The organism is Paenibacillus swuensis, from assembly GCF_001644605.1.
GTDB classification, from domain to species: Bacteria; Bacillota; Bacilli; order Paenibacillales; family DY6; genus Paenibacillus_N; species Paenibacillus_N swuensis.
Genome location: NZ_CP011388.1, coordinates 4,006,082 through 4,021,999, shown reverse-complemented (window position 1 = coordinate 4,021,999; position 15,918 = coordinate 4,006,082). Strand labels below are relative to the sequence as shown.

Below are 15,918 nucleotides of genomic sequence, written 5' to 3'. Positions count from 1 at the left end.
AGTTATGGATGTTTAGTATATTAGTGTATGTCTCTAAATAAGCCAATGACACGACCAAGAATCGTAACATGATTAAGTAAGATAGGAGAAAGTGCGGAATTCTCAGGCTGCAACCGGATATGGTCACGTTCCTTGTAAAAGCGTTTCACTGTGGCTTCGTCTTCATCCGTCATGGCCACCACAATATCTCCATTGTTTGCGGTTTGTTGTTGACGCACGATGACATAATCGCCGTTATGTATGCCTGCGTCAATCATGCTGTCGCCTTCAACGCTTAACATAAAGACCGTCTGATCCCCGACAATGTGATTCGGTAGAGGAAAGTAATCTTCAATATTCTCCGTCGCGGTAATGGGAACACCGGCCGTTACTTTACCCACGAGCGGCACTCGGGACACGGAGAAAGGATAAATGTTGGCACTTTCATCGTTACCGAGAATCTCAATAGCTCTAGGTTTCGTAGGGTCCCGGCGAATCAGGCCTTTCTTCTCAAGTCTGTCCAAATGTCCATGGACAGTGGAAGAAGAGGCAAGTCCGACAGCTTCACCGATTTCTCGAACAGAAGGTGGATAGCCTTTATCGCGCACTTCATTCTTGATGAAGTCTAAAATCGCCAACTGACGACTGGAAATCTTCGACACGATCATCACTCCAATTTAACAATATTAGTTAGAGAAAGTATAACACAGAACCGGAGTTCGTACAAACATAAGTTCGAATATTTATCCATTATATGAGAACAAATGTTTCGATATTTATGTTGACTCAAACATTTGTTCGTGTTATCTTATGTTTATACAAATAAGAACAAACGTTTGGGAGGGTGACATCATGCAAGCCTATTATACATATTCTAATACGAATTCGACGGGAACTCATAAAGTTAAATCCACACCTAAAGGAACACTTGGCTATGTTAAACTCAAGAAATTTACTTTCTTTTTTACATTGTTTCTAATCTGTTTCTCTTTCGGAGCCGTCATACAGGCCTACGGTGAATCAACCACGGAGACGAACAAGAAAGCGAACAACAACAACTTAGAATTAAGTTTTAATCAAGTCTCTTCGAATGTTAACCCTCGGAGAGTGCTCGTGGATTCCGGGGACACATTATGGAGTATAGCAGAAGCACATGCGCCCAAGGATAAGAACATACGTTCATATATTTCCGATTTGCGTAAGATGAATCATTTAGTAGGCAGCTTACTGCAAGAAGGTCAAATTCTTGTTCTTCCATAACCATTCATTCATGAATTAGATTCGAGATGAACTGTCTCTTCTATATATGCTTCATCCCGGGCGCTTTTCGGTGCCCTTTTTGTTTTCTGTAGTAGAAAACATAGTGTATATGATGATTCTTATAAATATTTGCTCGGTTCTTGACATTCAAATATCAACATGGCAAAGTAAAAAGGATACAGACAAGGAGGTCATATAACAATGGATGAAATTGTAGCCAGAATTAATGAATTATCTCGTAAACAGAAAAAAGAAGGACTTACACCGGAAGAAACCGCGGAACAGAAACAACTTCGCGATCAATATATTAACGGATTTAAGAGATCACTCCGGAACCAGCTGGAAAATATCACATTGGTCGATGGCGAGGATCAAATAAAACATTAAAGACAGGTGGATAACGTATGTCCCGAAAATGGGAGCGCATGGTACAAAAAAACTCCAAGGTCAGCAACAAGTTACGCGTGAAACAAGGTAAAGGGACCATCTCCCAGACCTCTGTCGCAGGACCAGATCGTTATACGGGACGAAGCTTCATACTGCCCTTAGCCTGCGCGGCCGTGGCGGTTTTCTTCGGTTTCACGTTCGCAGGTGAGGAAAGAGGCACAATGTATTGGTTCACCGTGTTAAGTTATCTCCTATTGGCGGTGATATTCTTTTTGAGGAAGCCCTATCTGGCCATCGGAAAGGACTACGTTTCCACTCGCAAATATGGGGCGGACAAGAAGATGTATGCTGGCTCCGTCGATAAGATCACATCTCAACCGGGATCGATCGTGATTACTTTTAAACACAGTAAGAACAGCTGGGTACTATCACGTACTTGGAATAGGTATGACACGGTTACAATCGAACCGGCACTACAAAAATTTGCGCAACAGAACGATGTGCCTTTTGAAGTAAAAGCTAAATAGTCGGAGGAGCGAAGGATTAATGTCAATTCAGGCGGTTTTGTTTGATTTGGATGATACATTGCTTTGGGATGATCGAAGTGTATTGGAAGCTTTCGAGATGGTTTGTGAGTCTGCGGCAGATCGATTAGGGGTGGATGCCCGGGAATTGGAGGCTGCGGTTCGGAAGGAAGCACGCGCTCTGTATGAGTCTTATGAGACGTTTCCTTTCACACAAATGATCGGAATTAATCCGTATGAGGCGCTCTGGGGCAACTTTACCGAAGGCGAGCACGAACAGTTTCGTAAATTAAACGAACTTGCGCCTGGATATCGTAAAGAAGCGTGGACACGTGCCCTTCATGTTTTGGGTGTTGACGATGAACAAGCGGGGGCCGAATTGGGTGAGCTGTTCCATCAAACCCGCCGGAAACTGCCTTATGTATATGAAGAAACCTACCGTGTTTTGGACGAGCTTAAAGGCAAGGTTAAGCTGCTTTTGTTAACCAACGGATCGCCTGATTTACAGAAAGAAAAATTGGCTATGGTTCCGCTCATGGCTCCTTACTTCGACCATATCATGATCTCGGGCCAATTCGGACAGGGAAAACCGGCTGAAGCGATATTTCATCATGCTATGGAGTTGTTGAACATTAACGCTGATGAAGGTTTGATGGTCGGAGATAAATTAACGACTGATATTCTGGGCTCTAATCGCGTAGGTATGAAGAATGTATGGATTAACCGCCGCGGACTAGCCAATGATTCCGACATTCGACCTACGTTTCAAATCAAACATTTAGAAGAATTACACGACATTATCCATTCATTTGCTGAATAACGTTTTTAACCCGAAAACCCCTAAGCTTCCATATGGAAGTTTAGGGGCTTTCTCATGTGTAAGGTTATTATGTTTTAATAAATTCAGGATCCGCGAATGAGTGGGCAATCCAGCCTTCGGTTTCAATAAATAAACGAACCGCCACGATTTGACGATTGTCCATCAATGTAAAGAAATGCGGCTTATGCTCCGGTACAGAGATTACATCACCTGCTTCTAATTCTACATCAAAGTAACCCACTTCAGGTGTCCCCTTGATGATAAATATACCCCGGCCGGCCACGATTGCACGCACTTCGTCTTCCGTATGCGTATGTACGTCCTCAAATTTTTTGAGAATGGCATCCAGATTGGGTGTTGCTTCAGACAAAGCGACAATATCCCAGGTCTGGTAACCTCGGCGAGAGGCAAGATCCTTGATCTCATGTTCATAAGCAGTCAGGATTTCTTGTTTATTCTCATCGGTAAGGATGAATTGTTCCTTTAAATGCGCAGGCATTACATCGGGGTTCCAATGCTCATATAACACTTCTTGACTTTCCAAAAAGGCTTTTACATTCTCTTCTCCCGTAATGCGTTCATTGGTGTTGCGCAAACGAATTTCAGCCATGTTTGATTCCTCCTAATTCCTATCATTATGGTATGAATTGATTCGATTATAAACCAATTTTATAGTTCTGTCGATGTCTCCGGCGGCCCAGCCGGTTAGTTTATTCTTTTCTAATGTCTAGTAATCTGATAGACTATATTTTAACGATTTTTTCGGAGGGGAAGAGGGCTCAGATGAACAAACCACTACTGCAGGAGCAATTACTGAAGAAGATCTTAATACTCGACGGCGCCATGGGAACGATGATTCAGCAAGCGGATTTAACAGCTGAGGATTTCGGATCGGACGACCTGGATGGCTGTAATGAAATGCTTGTGCTTACCAGGCCCGATGTAATCTCTTCTATACATGAGGCTTATCTTGAAGCAGGGGCCGATATTCTTGAAACCAACACGTTCGGTTCCACCAGCGTGGTGTTGGCTGAATACGATTTGCAAGATCGTGCTGTCGAATTGAACAAGGCTGCCGCGAAGTTGGCTGTGGATGCCGCTAAGAAGTTTTCTACACCTGAATGGCCGCGGTATGTCGCAGGCGCCATGGGTCCCACAACGAAAACATTATCGGTAACCGGTGGCGTAACGTTCGATGAGTTGGTGGACAGTTACTTCGAGCAGGCTCAAGCCTTGATTGAATCCGGCGTGGATGCGTTGCTTCTGGAAACCTCTCAAGATACGTTAAATGTAAAGGCGGGCACGATCGGCATACGCCGCGCTTTTGAATTAACCGGTATAGAGCTCCCGCTCATGATTTCCGGAACGATTGAACCGATGGGCACAACATTGGCCGGTCAAAATATAGAGTCGTTCTATATTTCTCTGGAGCATCTGAAACCGATTTCGATCGGGTTAAACTGTGCTACCGGCCCCGAATTCATGCGGGACCATATTCGCACACTCTCAGGCATTGCCAGCAGCGCGGTGAGCTGTTACCCCAATGCGGGACTTCCGGATGAAAACGGGAGCTATCATGAATCCCCGGAATCCTTGGCGAAGAAGATTGGGGGCTTCGCTTCCCAAGGCTGGCTAAACATTGCCGGCGGATGTTGCGGCACAACCCCCGAGCATATCCGGGCCATGGCTGAAACGTTAAGCCAATACCCGCCGCGCGAGCAGAACGGTCAGCATCCGCCCGCTGTATCCGGGATCGAAACCGTGTATGTGGAAGCTGAAAATCGTCCCTATATGGTAGGCGAAAGAACGAATGTTTCCGGCTCCCGCAAGTTTAAACGCTTAATTAAAGAACAGAAATTCGAAGAGGCTTCCGAGATTGCCCGCGCGCAAGTCAAAGGCGGAGCTTACATTGTAGATATCAATCTTCAGGATACGGATATCGATGAATACGCAGCTATGGAAACCTTTATTCAACAAGTTGTGAAGAAGGTAAAGGTTCCGTTAATGATTGATTCCACTTATGATCACATCATTGAGCTCGGACTGAAATATTCCCAGGGTAAAGCAATCATCAATTCCATCAATTTAGAAGACGGCGAAGTGAAATTCGAAAGTATCGTTCCTCTTATCCATAAATACGGGGCCGCGGTTGTTGTGATCTTGATTGACGAACGGGGACAAGCGGTTTCCAGGGAAGCGAAGCTGGAGGTTGCCGACCGTTCCTACGATTTACTTGTAAATAAATACGGTCTGAATCCGGAAGATATTATTTTTGATCCGAATATGTTCCCGATTGGTTCCGGCGATCCTCAATACCTTGGTTCTGCTGTGGAAACCATTGAAGGGATCCGTCTAATCAAGGAAAAGTATCCTAAAGTGCACACCATTCTTGGATTAAGCAACATTTCGTTCGGTTTACCGGATGCGGGCAGGGAAGTGCTGAACTCCGTTTATTTGTATCATTGCACCAAGGCCGGCTTGGATTACGCTATCGTTAATACCGAGAAGCTGGAGCGATACGCATCCATTCCGGAAGAAGAACGCCAATTGGCCGAACGGCTGATATTTGATACGAATGACGAGACTTTAGCCGAATTCGTGGCCGCTTTCCGAAACAAGAAAGTAGAGAAGAAAGAGAAAATTTCGAATCTTTCGCTGGAAGAGAGATTGGCGTCTTATGTCGTGGAAGGAACGAAAGAAGGTTTAATTCCCGATCTGGATCTTGCTTTACAGAAGTACGCGCCCTTAGAAGTCATCAACGGACCTTTAATGGCCGGTATGAGTGAAGTAGGACGTTTGTTTAACAACAATGAGCTAATCGTCGCCGAGGTACTCCAAAGCGCGGAAGTGATGAAATCATCTGTAACGCATCTGGAACAATTTATGGAGAAGAATGAAACAGCCGTGAAAGGCAAAATTTTGCTGGCTACCGTCAAAGGCGATGTACATGATATCGGCAAAAACCTCGTGGAGATCATACTCTCCAACAACGGCTATCAAATCGTTAATTTAGGGATCAAAGTGCCGCCCGAGCAATTGATTGAAGCTTATCGCAAAGAGAAGCCCGATGCGATCGGTTTGTCGGGATTATTGGTCAAATCGGCGCAACAGATGATTATAACAGCACAGGATCTGAAGAATGCGGGAATTGATGTCCCCATTCTTGTCGGCGGCGCGGCCTTAACACGTAAATTTACTAAAAACCGAATTTCGCCGGAATACGATGGTCTAGTCTTGTATGCCAAGGATGCCATGGACGGTCTGGATATCGCGAACCAGTTAAGCAATCCTGATCAACGGGCTAAGCTTGTGGCGGAGATGCGTGAATTTAAAGAATCGGATGTCATGGAATCCGGTCGAAAAGATTTGCCGCCTTTAACCCGCGCTGTCCGTTCTGAAATTTCACAGGATGCACCGGTGTTTACTCCACCGGATCTGGACCGCCATGTGCTTAGAGATTATCCCATTTCACACATACTTCCCTATGTGAATATGCAGATGTTACTGGGCCATCATCTGGGATTGAAGGGTTCTGTAGAACAACTGCTTGCGGACCGTGATCCTAAAGCGACACAACTTAAAGATGTGGTGGATGGATTGCTGCACGAAGCCACTACGAACGGCGTATATCGCGCAAGCGGCATGTACCGATTCTTCCCGGCACAATCCTCAGGTAATGACGTCATCGTATACGATCCAGAAGATCATACAAAGGTTCTGAAGACCTTCACGTTCCCGCGCCAACAGGTAGATCCTTACCTATGTCTGGCTGACTTCCTGAAACCCGTGAGTAGCGGCGTTATGGATTATGTCGGTTTTCTGGTCGTAACGGCGGGCTCAGGTGTCCGTGAACTGGCTGAAGAAATGAAAGCCAAAGGGGACTACCTGCGCATGCACGCGCTTCAAGCGGTGGCTCTGGAGCTGGCTGAAGCTTTGGCGGAACGTATGCACCAGATGATGCGCGATGTATGCGGGTACCCGGATCCGGTTAATATGACAATGAAGCAGCGTTTGGGCGCCAGATATCAAGGCATCCGGGTCTCGTTCGGTTATCCGGCTTGCCCGAATTTGGAGGATCAGGAGCTTCTGTTCGATTTATTGCACCCTGAGGATATCGGTGTAGAGTTAACTGAAGGGTTTATGATGGAACCAGAATCGTCAGTATCCGCGATGGTTTTCGCCCATCCGCAAGCGCAATACTTTAATGTGGATAAAGCATAACGTCTCCCCATGATTAACTTCATTTATATTTAACACCATTAATTAGGACAGCCTTCATCTTGAGATGAGGGCTTTCTTTTCACTATACCGAAGGGAGAACGATCCCATGGACATCTATTTTCTCGGCACAGGTGCCGGAATGCCGACCAAAGAACGCAATGTAACCTCGATCGCCTTGACGCAATATGAGGAGCGGGGAAGCTTCTGGCTTTTCGATTGCGGAGAAGCCACACAGCATCAAGTGCTGCGTTCACCACTTAAGCTGAGCAAGCTTGAGTTTATCTGGATTACGCATTTGCACGGTGACCATATATTCGGGCTGCCGGGTCTGCTTTCTTCCCGCTCGAATCAAGGCGGGACCTCGCCTCTTACGATTTTCGGACCAAAGGGGATTGAAGCGTATATAAGAACCTCCATGCAAATCAGTCAATCCAGATTGAATTACGACATGAATATAGTCGAGATTTCGGAAGGTCTCGTATATGAGGATGAACAATGTACTGTGGAAACCGCATTGTTGGACCATCGTATCGACAGTTATGGTTACCGAATCCAGGAGAAACCGAAGCCGGGATCATTGGATATAGCAAAAGTTAAATCATATGGACTGTTACCCGGTCCTCAGTACGGGTTACTCAAGAACGGAACGGATGTAACGTTGCCCGAAGGTACCGTTATTCGTTCTTCCGATGTCGTCGGACCGCCGCAACCCGGACGTATTATCGTTGTTCTGGGGGATACCCGGCCATGCGCCAATGTTCTCAGGCTTGCGCAAGGCGCGGATCTGCTTGTTCATGAAGCGACCTTTGCTCAAGAATTGGCTGCCCTCGCTAGGGAATTCTATCATTCCACAACGTCTGAAGCGGCACATGCCGCGGCTGCAGCGGGTGCAAATCAACTGGTATTGACGCATATCAGCGGCAGATACGCCGATGAGGGCACGGATCTGCTGCTTGAGGAAGCCCGGCGTATTTTTCCCAATACACAGGTGGCTTCCGATCATAGCTCCTACCCGATTCCGTTAAGAGCTAAGGAGGAGAAATGATGAGCGCGCACAGGTTTGAGATGATCCCGTCAGCACCATTTGATTTTGAACGGATGACGAAGCGATTGCAGGGGGTTTCCCATGAGATGTTCCGTTACGAGGACGGCGCCCTAGTCCGCACTTTACGAATAGCCGACAAGGTATACCTTGTCGGTATGCGTTCCACCGGGAATGCAGAGGAGCCAAGTCTGGATATTCAAGTAAACGCGGAACATGAAATCAAGCCAAGCGATCTCGAAGAAGTTGAAGCACGTCTGAGAACCATGCTTACGGCAGATGTCGATCTAAAGTCGTTTTATGCACATTTGGAAGGGGACCCGGTACTATCTAAAGTGACGGCTGACCATTACGGGTTACGTTTCATCCTGGAGGCGGATTTATTTGAATGCATGACTAAAACGATTATCGGACAACAAGTTAATCTAACGTTTGCTTCCACCCTGAATCGACGTCTTGTAGAAGCCGCATCCAAACCATTAGAAATAAACGGAACGTTGTACCCTGTATTTCCTTCCGCTCAGGAAGTGGCGGCACTTACATACGAACAACTGCGTGAACAACAGTTCAGCCAGCGTAAAGCGGAATATGTCATTGATTTCGCCAGATCGGTAGCGGAAGGTACACTTGATCTTGAAACCCTTCGGCTTAAGGAGGATGAGGATATAATCAATCAGCTTGTCAAGATTCGAGGCATCGGGAGATGGACCGTAGAGTGCTTTCTTTTATTCGGAATGGGGAGACCTAATCTGTTGCCCGCTGCCGACATCGGTTTACGGAATGCCATCCGCAAAAATTATGGGTTGGATGTGCAACCCGGAGAGCCTTTTGTCCGTGAAATGGGAGCCTCGTGGTCGCCTTGGTGCAGTTATGTAACGTTCTATCTTTGGGAAAGCTTAAATCAAAAAACAAACGTCTCAACAATAATTTAAAACAGCACAAACACGCCCCGAACAGTTCAATGGTATGCTCCGATCATAAGCCTCAGCAGGCTTGCGAGTTGCCATTATGATTGCAGGGGGAGTCGTAACGAATGGATACGGGTAGTCATCTGGTATTTGGCGCTTCGTTGGCAGGGCTCGCTTGTTTGGATCCGTCGGTTGGCGGGTCGGATTCCATGTTTCATGCTGTACTTATAGGTACGTTAATCGGTTCGCATGCCCCGGATTTCGATTCGATTGTAAGGTTTAAAGGTCCCAAAGCCTACATCAGACACCATCGCGGGATTACACATTCCGTACCGGCACTGTTTCTATGGCCGCTCTTGCTTTCCTTGCCGCTCGCAGCGATATTCGGTGTGCTGTCTTCATGGTCGCATTTGTATGGATGGATATTTACAGCGGTCTGCTTTCACGTATTTCTGGATTTATTTAACGCTTACGGGGTGCAGTGCTTCAGACCTTTTACGGCAAAATGGTTTCATCTCGACACTCTCTCTATTTTTGATCCGTTCTTGTTTACGATGCATGCGGGTGGGCTGCTGGTCTGGATCCTGTCGGATGTAAATGCCGGTGAAATGTTCAAATCATTGTTTGGGGTAACATTCGTTTACATTCTTCTCCGTTTTATCCATCAGAGATGGATTGTTTATAAAGTCCGTGAACATTTTGGAAATACCGGAAATTGTCATGTCATCCCGAGTCTGCATTGGTTCTACTTTCAATTTATGGTGGAGACTGAACAACAGTTCAAAACCGGTTATGTCCGCTACGGACGAATCATTCATAAAGATACATATACCAAAGGTGAAGAGAATCCGATGATCCAGGCTTCCATACACACAGACGGTGTGCGCGCTTTTCTGCATTTTGCCCAGCGGGTGCATGTGATGTGTCTGGAACATCGCGACGGATACAAAGTAGTGTGGAGCGACATGCGCTTCTGGCATAATCATAAACTGCCGTTCGGTGCCGAAGTGGAACTGGACCGGAATTTAAATGTCATCAGCGATACGTTGGGGTGGAACAAAAAAAGCTGGGAAGCTCCGTATGTTTAACAAGCGACTATAATTTTCAAAAGAATGGATATGCTAAGAGGGAATGAGATCAATTGACGGAGGGCACTATGCAACTATCAGAGAATGAAAGATCCTTAATTGAACAAGCTCTGAATGAAGCTATGAATCATAGCGGCTCCTATCATGCCCAGATTCAATACAGACAGGTGTTGACCAAGCTGCAAAGCATGCCTATGATTCAGTCTCATTCGGAGACCGCCGCTCAAGAAGACGGATTCCGATATGATTATGATGACAGCAGCGGTTTAATCTAAGGCGAATGCATAAGCATCAGGGAACAGAAAACTTTCCCGGGAAAGCGCAGAATACGACAATTGTTGAGCCGATTCCTTAAGGGATTCGGCTTTTCAACATCATGAAGGTTAGATTACGGAATTTCTCAAGATCATTTAATACGGACTTGTTAAGACGCGGCCGAATATGGGTAATGACTCGTAATGGATAAGACTGAAGGGGATGCAAATGAAACAAGAAGTTACTGAAAAGAAGCTGCGCACCGGATTAGGTCAATTTATTTTCCCCTTTTCGATCGAGCCGAATAAACGCGAATCTATGATCTCTCAGCTCGTATCAGATGGTTATGAACCCTTTTATTTAAATAAGATGGAGCTGGAAAAGAAATATTACGGTTCGGAATTCAATGTCTCCCACCAGCGAATGGAGCGATATTTCCTGCCGTTCACCTCGAATGTTCTGTTTCCGCACGAGGATGATCCGGATGCCATGCAACGATTCTCCAAAAAACTTGATTTGGAATGCGAGCTGAATACGCCGTTCCATGCCATTCCTTTTCGCATTTTATCTATAGATGTCATGTTGTGTCCGTTTGACCTTGGATTCATAACGATTCGTACAGAGCTTGCGGGTGAATCCATAGTGCTTAGCACCGCCTTGGAATTTGCCAGCCGCTTGCGTGTACTGCAGGATGTGACGGATCAGGATTGCCAAACGTCCATTCAACATGATGGGGTCGACTACGAAGAAGTTGAAAAGTTTATTTTCCAGAAATTGGCGTCTGGAATCCTTCCTTTTTTGGACAAATCGGGTATGGAGGGCGCTTATTTTGAAACGTTGCCTTATTTTATGGATGAGCGTATGTATTGCATCTTCTTTTATGGGCTAGAGGAAGGGGAGCAGTATATTCAGAACGATCTGTACAGGGTGGCGCGACTCGATGGCTATGATATGGACGGCAAGCCTTTCATTTCCTCAAGCAATCCCGATTACATTCAAAGATATTGTGAGATCCACAGTTATAACCGTTGGGCTCCGGACACGAATTATATCGTAAATGAGCATACTTTCGCATGCATTACAAATCAAACCGAAGGACGCATGCGTCATTTGGCCAATCAGATGTTCGGGGAGTATTACTATGGGTTGCTCCTAAATATGTTTCACAAAATCGTGCTGCTTAAGCTGTCCAATTGCTATTCCCATGTTCGTATGGCAAGAGACAACGACGCAATCGAGGATCTGATCAGGAATATTACTAAATTCTCGTCCAAATATTTTTTCCTGGAATTAGTGTCACAATCGCAAGGGCGAGAAATATTTATCATGATGCGCAGAATCTTCAACAATAACGAACTGTATCAAGATGTTAAACAGACATTAATGGATTTATTTAAATATCAGGAGCGGTTTGCCTCGCGAAATCAGAATTACCTGCTAATGATCTTAACTTTATACACTGTAGTTGGCGGAATCTATGGTATGAATCAGGTCATCGAAGATTTAAAGGGCGATATCGATTGGGGCAAAATGGGAGGATATTCCGTCTTTGAATATATCGCTTTATTTATTACCTTCTCCGGTTTGCTTGTCGGTTTCCTATTGGGAGCCCATGTCATTCGCCGCTATGTCAAAGAACAGATCAAGAAGAATAAACAATAATGTTATATTAAGGCGAACAGCCGGTTCCTTCGGAGCCGGTTTTTGTTATTTTCAGTAAAACTGCGGTCAGAGAAAGGAAAGCGATGAAACCCGGTTGTCAGGCGAACATGCATTCTGTACAATGAAGAGGAGAGATTCCGGCAGGAGGTTGGACTATGAATCGGTTAACAGGTAAGGTCGCTTCCATGGAAGAATGGATTGAAGTTATCCGCAACACACCTAAAATAATGACTAACGTGACACACTGGCACACGATCCCCCCGCGCGACGCGAAATACGCATCATTTCCATTGGATCTGCATCCGGATTTAGCTTCGGCATTAACGGATCGCGGTGTCGTTAAATTATATACGCATCAGGAAGCATCCTACAGGGAAGTTCGGGGAGGCAGGCATGTTGTGACGGTTACACCCACGGCTTCCGGCAAGACCCTGTGTTACAATCTTCCCGTCGTGCAACGGATTATGGAAGATGAAAGCGCAAGAGCGCTGTATTTGTTTCCGACCAAAGCGCTGGCTCAGGATCAGGTCGCTGAGCTGCATGAACTGGTCAACGAGATGGGTGCGGATATCAAGACGCATACCTATGACGGCGATACGCCGCCGACGGTTCGCCAAGCGATTCGTAACGCGGGACATATCGTTGTGACCAATCCGGATATGTTACACTCTGCGATTTTGCCTCATCATACCAAATGGGTTAAACTGTTTGAGAATATAAAGTACATCGTTATTGACGAAGTGCATTCCTATCGCGGGGTGTTCGGCAGCCACGTTGCGAATGTCATACGCCGACTGAAGCGTATATGCCGATTTTACGGGTCGGCGCCGCAATTTATTTGCGCCTCCGCAACAATTGAGAACCCGAAAGAACACGCTGAGAAGTTAATTGGTGAAAAGGTTTCTCTGGTCAATACGAACGGAGCTCCGGCCGGGGAGAAGCACTTTGTGTTCTACAATCCGCCTGTAGTAAACCAGCAGCTAGGCATTCGCAAGAGCAGTGTGCTGGAAACACGTCGACTGGCCGGCTCCTTGTTGAAACAAGGCATTCAGACGATTGTATTCGCTCGAAGCCGTGTGCGGGTAGAGCTCTTATTGACCTATCTGCAAGATACGGTCAAGCATGAGCTGGGCGCGAAGTCCATTCGCGGATACCGCGGCGGATATTTGCCCAAGCTGCGGCGTGAGATTGAGCGCGGACTCCGAAGCGGGGAAATTCGCGGCGTTGTGAGCACGAATGCCCTGGAGCTCGGGATCGACATCGGACAGCTGCAGGCTTGTGTGCTGAACGGATACCCGGGTACGATCGCGAGTACCTGGCAGCAATCCGGCCGCGCCGGTCGCCGGAAGGACAGCTCGGTCACGTTCATGGTGGCAAGCAGTAATCCGCTGGATCAGTACATTATCCAGAACCCGGATTATTTCTTTGAAAAGCCGCCGGAGCGGGCATTGATCCATCCGGATAATCTAATTATACTCATCGACCATATCAAGTGCGCCGCATATGAATTACCATTCGAGCAAGGCGAATTTTTCGGGGATGAGCCTCTGGAGGATGTGCTTGAATTTCTGACAGAGGAGAAAATTCTTCACCATGTGAACCAACGATGGTATTGGATGGAACAGTCTTTTCCAGCCCACAACATTTCGTTACGTTCCGCCGCGCAGGAGAATTTCATCATCATTGATATGACCGCCGGACCGAAAGTAATCGGGGAGACAGACCGTTTCAGCGCTCCGACGCTGATTCACGAAGAAGCGATATATATTCACGAAGGCGTACAATATCAAGTGGAGAAGTTGGATTACGATGAGAAGAAAGCGTATGTACGCGAAGTGAGAGTAGATTATTATACAGACGCTTCGCTTGCCGTACAGCTTAAGGTATTGCATGTCGACAAGGAGAAACAAGGCGGAATGTTGGTTAGGCAATACGGGGAAGTGACGGTGAACGCCAAGCCTACGATCTTCAAGAAGATTCGACTGAGAACCCATGAGAATATCGGTTCCGGTCCAATCCATCTGCCAGAAGAAGAACTGCATACAAGTTCTTACTGGTTTTCGTTCAGCGAAGAAGTAGCGGCCAACAAGTCAACGAATGAGATGCAGTTTGCACTGCTCGGCATTGCGAATGTGTTGATCCATATCGCTCCGTTGTATTTAATGTGCGATCCTATGGATATATGTGTGGTTCCGCAAGTGAAAGCCATCCATACGAAGCTTCCGACCGTTTTCTTCTATGACCGTTATCCCGGAGGAATCGGTCTGAGCGAGCGTCTTTACGAAGTGCATGACCAGCTGTTGGAGCAGGCGCAAGGTTTAATTCAAGGCTGTGCCTGTCTCAGCGGGTGTCCTGCTTGCGTGGGTCCGATTGAGGAAGTCGGACTGCTGGGCAAGCAACAAGCATTAAAGCTCCTGGCGGACGCGAGGGCAGGTCGATGAGCGGGCTGAAGGATCGGCTGAATCGTCTCAAGAGCAGCATGTCTCCCGCCACTTTGCAGGGTAATATGAAGCCTGAGGAAGAGATTTCAGAGCATGTTGCGGAGGCAAGGGAACCGCAGCACGCCTGGATGGGCGGTGAAGAACGTTGGGAAGCGAACGCATGGGGGACCTTCCTTGTACGTGAAATTCGATACGAACTCAACTATCAACATGGAATGTATACTTTAGGTCATTTGACAGAGCGGGCGGATGCGCTGACCCTCCAGGATCGCGAAGAGACCCTGCATCATGAACAGATGCTCTTCTTCGACACGGAGACTACGGGCCTTGGTGTAGGAGCGGGTAATGTTCCATTCATGATCGGAATTGGTTATTACACCGAAAGTACGTTTATCGTGGAACAATTATTTATACGCAACCCCGGAGAAGAAACGGCTATGCTTGTGTATTTGCAAGATAAGCTTCAGAACTTTACTCACCTGGTATCTTATAATGGACGCACCTTTGACTGGCCGATTGTCCGAAACCGTTTCGTGATGAACAGACTCACTTTTCAACTGGACCATTTATTACATCTGGATTTGTTGTACCCGTCCCGAAGCTTGTGGCGAAACACACTTCCTTCTTGTCGCTTAGGAATTGTCGAAGAAGAAAGGTTAGGGATTGAACGGGGGCATGATGTTCCGGGTTCCATGGCACCCGCGCTGTACTTTGAATATCTGGCAACGAATAACGCTTCGGTATTGGAGGGGGTGTTCAGGCATAACGAGCGGGATATTGTCACTCTGGCTTGTTTGTCTGCACACTTCGGCGGATTGCTTAAAGGCGAGGTGTCCTGGGAACGGATGGAAGCGGAAGAATTATACAGACTTGGGCTGTGGTACGTGAAGTATGGACTGGAATCGTTAGCTGCCGAAGCTGTGTCCAAATTAATGAGTTTGCCCGTTAATCAATGTTTGCCTTATTATGTTCCGCTGGCCGAAAGCTACAAGAAACTGGGGCAAGAAGAAAAGGCGCTGCAGTTATGGCAACGTTACATTCAACTGAACACCAAGGGAGCTTTGCAGTCGCTGGAGCCTTATATTGAATTGTCCATGTATTATGAGCATAAGCGCAAAGATTTTAACTCAGCTTTGTTGTATGCGGAAGAAGCTCTCGAGCTTATGACTCGGAGATTGGCGCTGACCCGGGCAGACCCGAAACAACGCGCCGGCATGAAAGAGTTGCAGAAGAGAGCGGAACGGATCCGTCGTAAGCAATATAAACAGGCGGTTTCATCGGGATGGAAAGACGCTGTGACGGAAGAGGATTATTACGATCGTCAAGGATAG

14 protein-coding genes are annotated in these 15,918 nt (G+C 46.7%); 12 read left to right on the top strand and 2 right to left on the bottom strand.

What is annotated here, in order from left to right; all coding sequences use genetic code 11:
* Positions 1-20 precede the first annotated feature (20 nt).
* Positions 21-641, bottom strand: coding sequence for a transcriptional repressor LexA (lexA, locus tag SY83_RS17970; protein WP_068609034.1), 621 nt, complete (start codon positions 639-641; stop codon positions 21-23).
* 190 nt (positions 642-831) lie between these two features.
* On the opposite strand from lexA, the gene SY83_RS17965 reads away from it, so the two are divergent.
* From SY83_RS17965 to SY83_RS17950, 4 genes are all read left to right on the top strand, one after another.
* Positions 832-1,239, top strand: a complete 408-nt coding sequence (locus SY83_RS17965) for a LysM peptidoglycan-binding domain-containing protein (protein ID WP_068609033.1) — start codon at positions 832-834, stop codon at positions 1,237-1,239.
* Between the two features lie 201 nt (positions 1,240-1,440).
* Entirely contained in the window at positions 1,441-1,626 is a 186-nt protein-coding gene (locus SY83_RS17960; protein ID WP_068609030.1) for a DUF896 domain-containing protein, read from the top strand.
* Positions 1,627-1,643: 17 nt separating this feature from the next.
* On the top strand, positions 1,644-2,153 hold the full coding sequence (locus tag SY83_RS17955) for a hypothetical protein (RefSeq protein ID WP_068609028.1): 510 nt from the start codon (positions 1,644-1,646) through the stop codon (positions 2,151-2,153).
* Between the two features lie 19 nt (positions 2,154-2,172).
* Positions 2,173-2,970 carry an HAD family hydrolase gene (locus SY83_RS17950; protein WP_068609027.1) on the top strand — a complete coding sequence of 266 codons (798 nt, stop codon included), beginning with the start codon at positions 2,173-2,175 and terminating at the stop codon, positions 2,968-2,970.
* A 67-nt stretch (positions 2,971-3,037) separates the two neighbouring features.
* Here the strand turns inward: SY83_RS17950 and SY83_RS17945 are convergent, their stop codons facing one another.
* Positions 3,038-3,580: a 1,2-dihydroxy-3-keto-5-methylthiopentene dioxygenase gene (locus SY83_RS17945; protein WP_068609025.1), complete on the bottom strand. Its 543-nt coding sequence runs from the start codon at positions 3,578-3,580 to the stop codon at positions 3,038-3,040.
* 173 nt (positions 3,581-3,753) lie between these two features.
* Here SY83_RS17945 and metH point away from each other — a divergent pair, with 173 nt between their 5' ends.
* The 8 genes from metH (at position 3,754) to SY83_RS17905 (ending at position 15,918) form a co-directional block, all read left to right on the top strand.
* Positions 3,754-7,191: a methionine synthase gene (gene metH / locus SY83_RS17940; RefSeq protein ID WP_068609023.1), complete on the top strand. Its 3,438-nt coding sequence runs from the start codon at positions 3,754-3,756 to the stop codon at positions 7,189-7,191.
* Positions 7,192-7,297: 106 nt separating this feature from the next.
* Complete coding sequence (gene rnz, locus SY83_RS17935; RefSeq protein ID WP_068609021.1) at positions 7,298-8,236, top strand: ribonuclease Z; 939 nt, start codon at positions 7,298-7,300, stop codon at positions 8,234-8,236.
* Positions 8,236-9,165, top strand: a complete 930-nt coding sequence (locus tag SY83_RS17930; RefSeq protein WP_068609019.1) for a DNA-3-methyladenine glycosylase family protein — start codon at positions 8,236-8,238, stop codon at positions 9,163-9,165. Before rnz ends, SY83_RS17930 begins: the two co-directional genes overlap by 1 nt.
* 101 nt (positions 9,166-9,266) lie before the next feature.
* Positions 9,267-10,229: a metal-dependent hydrolase gene (locus SY83_RS17925; protein ID WP_068609017.1), complete on the top strand. Its 963-nt coding sequence runs from the start codon at positions 9,267-9,269 to the stop codon at positions 10,227-10,229.
* A gap of 68 nt (positions 10,230-10,297) precedes the next feature.
* On the top strand, positions 10,298-10,504 hold the full coding sequence (locus SY83_RS17920) for a hypothetical protein (RefSeq protein WP_068609015.1): 207 nt from the start codon (positions 10,298-10,300) through the stop codon (positions 10,502-10,504).
* Positions 10,505-10,712: 208 nt separating this feature from the next.
* On the top strand, positions 10,713-12,146 hold the full coding sequence (locus tag SY83_RS17915) for a magnesium transporter CorA family protein (protein WP_068609012.1): 1,434 nt from the start codon (positions 10,713-10,715) through the stop codon (positions 12,144-12,146).
* A 155-nt stretch (positions 12,147-12,301) separates the two neighbouring features.
* The gene (locus SY83_RS17910) at positions 12,302-14,587 is read left to right on the top strand and encodes a DEAD/DEAH box helicase (RefSeq protein ID WP_068609011.1); all 2,286 of its coding nucleotides are present in this window, start codon (positions 12,302-12,304) and stop codon (positions 14,585-14,587) included.
* Positions 14,584-15,918 carry a ribonuclease H-like domain-containing protein gene (locus SY83_RS17905; RefSeq protein ID WP_068609009.1) on the top strand — a complete coding sequence of 445 codons (1,335 nt, stop codon included), beginning with the start codon at positions 14,584-14,586 and terminating at the stop codon, positions 15,916-15,918. Before SY83_RS17910 ends, SY83_RS17905 begins: the two co-directional genes overlap by 4 nt.

Bases quoted from the DNA above. Each gene is read 5' to 3' on its own strand.
- SY83_RS17965 (WP_068609033.1), top strand. From the start codon at position 832: ATGCAAGCCTATTATACATATTCTAATACGAATTCGACGGGAACTCAT.
- SY83_RS17960 (WP_068609030.1), top strand. From the start codon at position 1,441: ATGGATGAAATTGTAGCCAGAATTAATGAATTATCTCGTAAACAGAAA.
- SY83_RS17955 (WP_068609028.1), top strand. From the start codon at position 1,644: ATGTCCCGAAAATGGGAGCGCATGGTACAAAAAAACTCCAAGGTCAGC.
- SY83_RS17950 (WP_068609027.1), top strand. From the start codon at position 2,173: ATGTCAATTCAGGCGGTTTTGTTTGATTTGGATGATACATTGCTTTGG.
- SY83_RS17945 (WP_068609025.1), bottom strand. From the start codon at position 3,580: ATGGCTGAAATTCGTTTGCGCAACACCAATGAACGCATTACGGGAGAA.
- metH (WP_068609023.1), top strand. From the start codon at position 3,754: ATGAACAAACCACTACTGCAGGAGCAATTACTGAAGAAGATCTTAATA.
- rnz (WP_068609021.1), top strand. From the start codon at position 7,298: ATGGACATCTATTTTCTCGGCACAGGTGCCGGAATGCCGACCAAAGAA.
- SY83_RS17930 (WP_068609019.1), top strand. From the start codon at position 8,236: ATGAGCGCGCACAGGTTTGAGATGATCCCGTCAGCACCATTTGATTTT.
- SY83_RS17925 (WP_068609017.1), top strand. From the start codon at position 9,267: ATGGATACGGGTAGTCATCTGGTATTTGGCGCTTCGTTGGCAGGGCTC.
- SY83_RS17920 (WP_068609015.1), top strand. From the start codon at position 10,298: ATGCAACTATCAGAGAATGAAAGATCCTTAATTGAACAAGCTCTGAAT.
- SY83_RS17915 (WP_068609012.1), top strand. From the start codon at position 10,713: ATGAAACAAGAAGTTACTGAAAAGAAGCTGCGCACCGGATTAGGTCAA.
- SY83_RS17910 (WP_068609011.1), top strand. From the start codon at position 12,302: ATGAATCGGTTAACAGGTAAGGTCGCTTCCATGGAAGAATGGATTGAA.
- SY83_RS17905 (WP_068609009.1), top strand. From the start codon at position 14,584: ATGAGCGGGCTGAAGGATCGGCTGAATCGTCTCAAGAGCAGCATGTCT.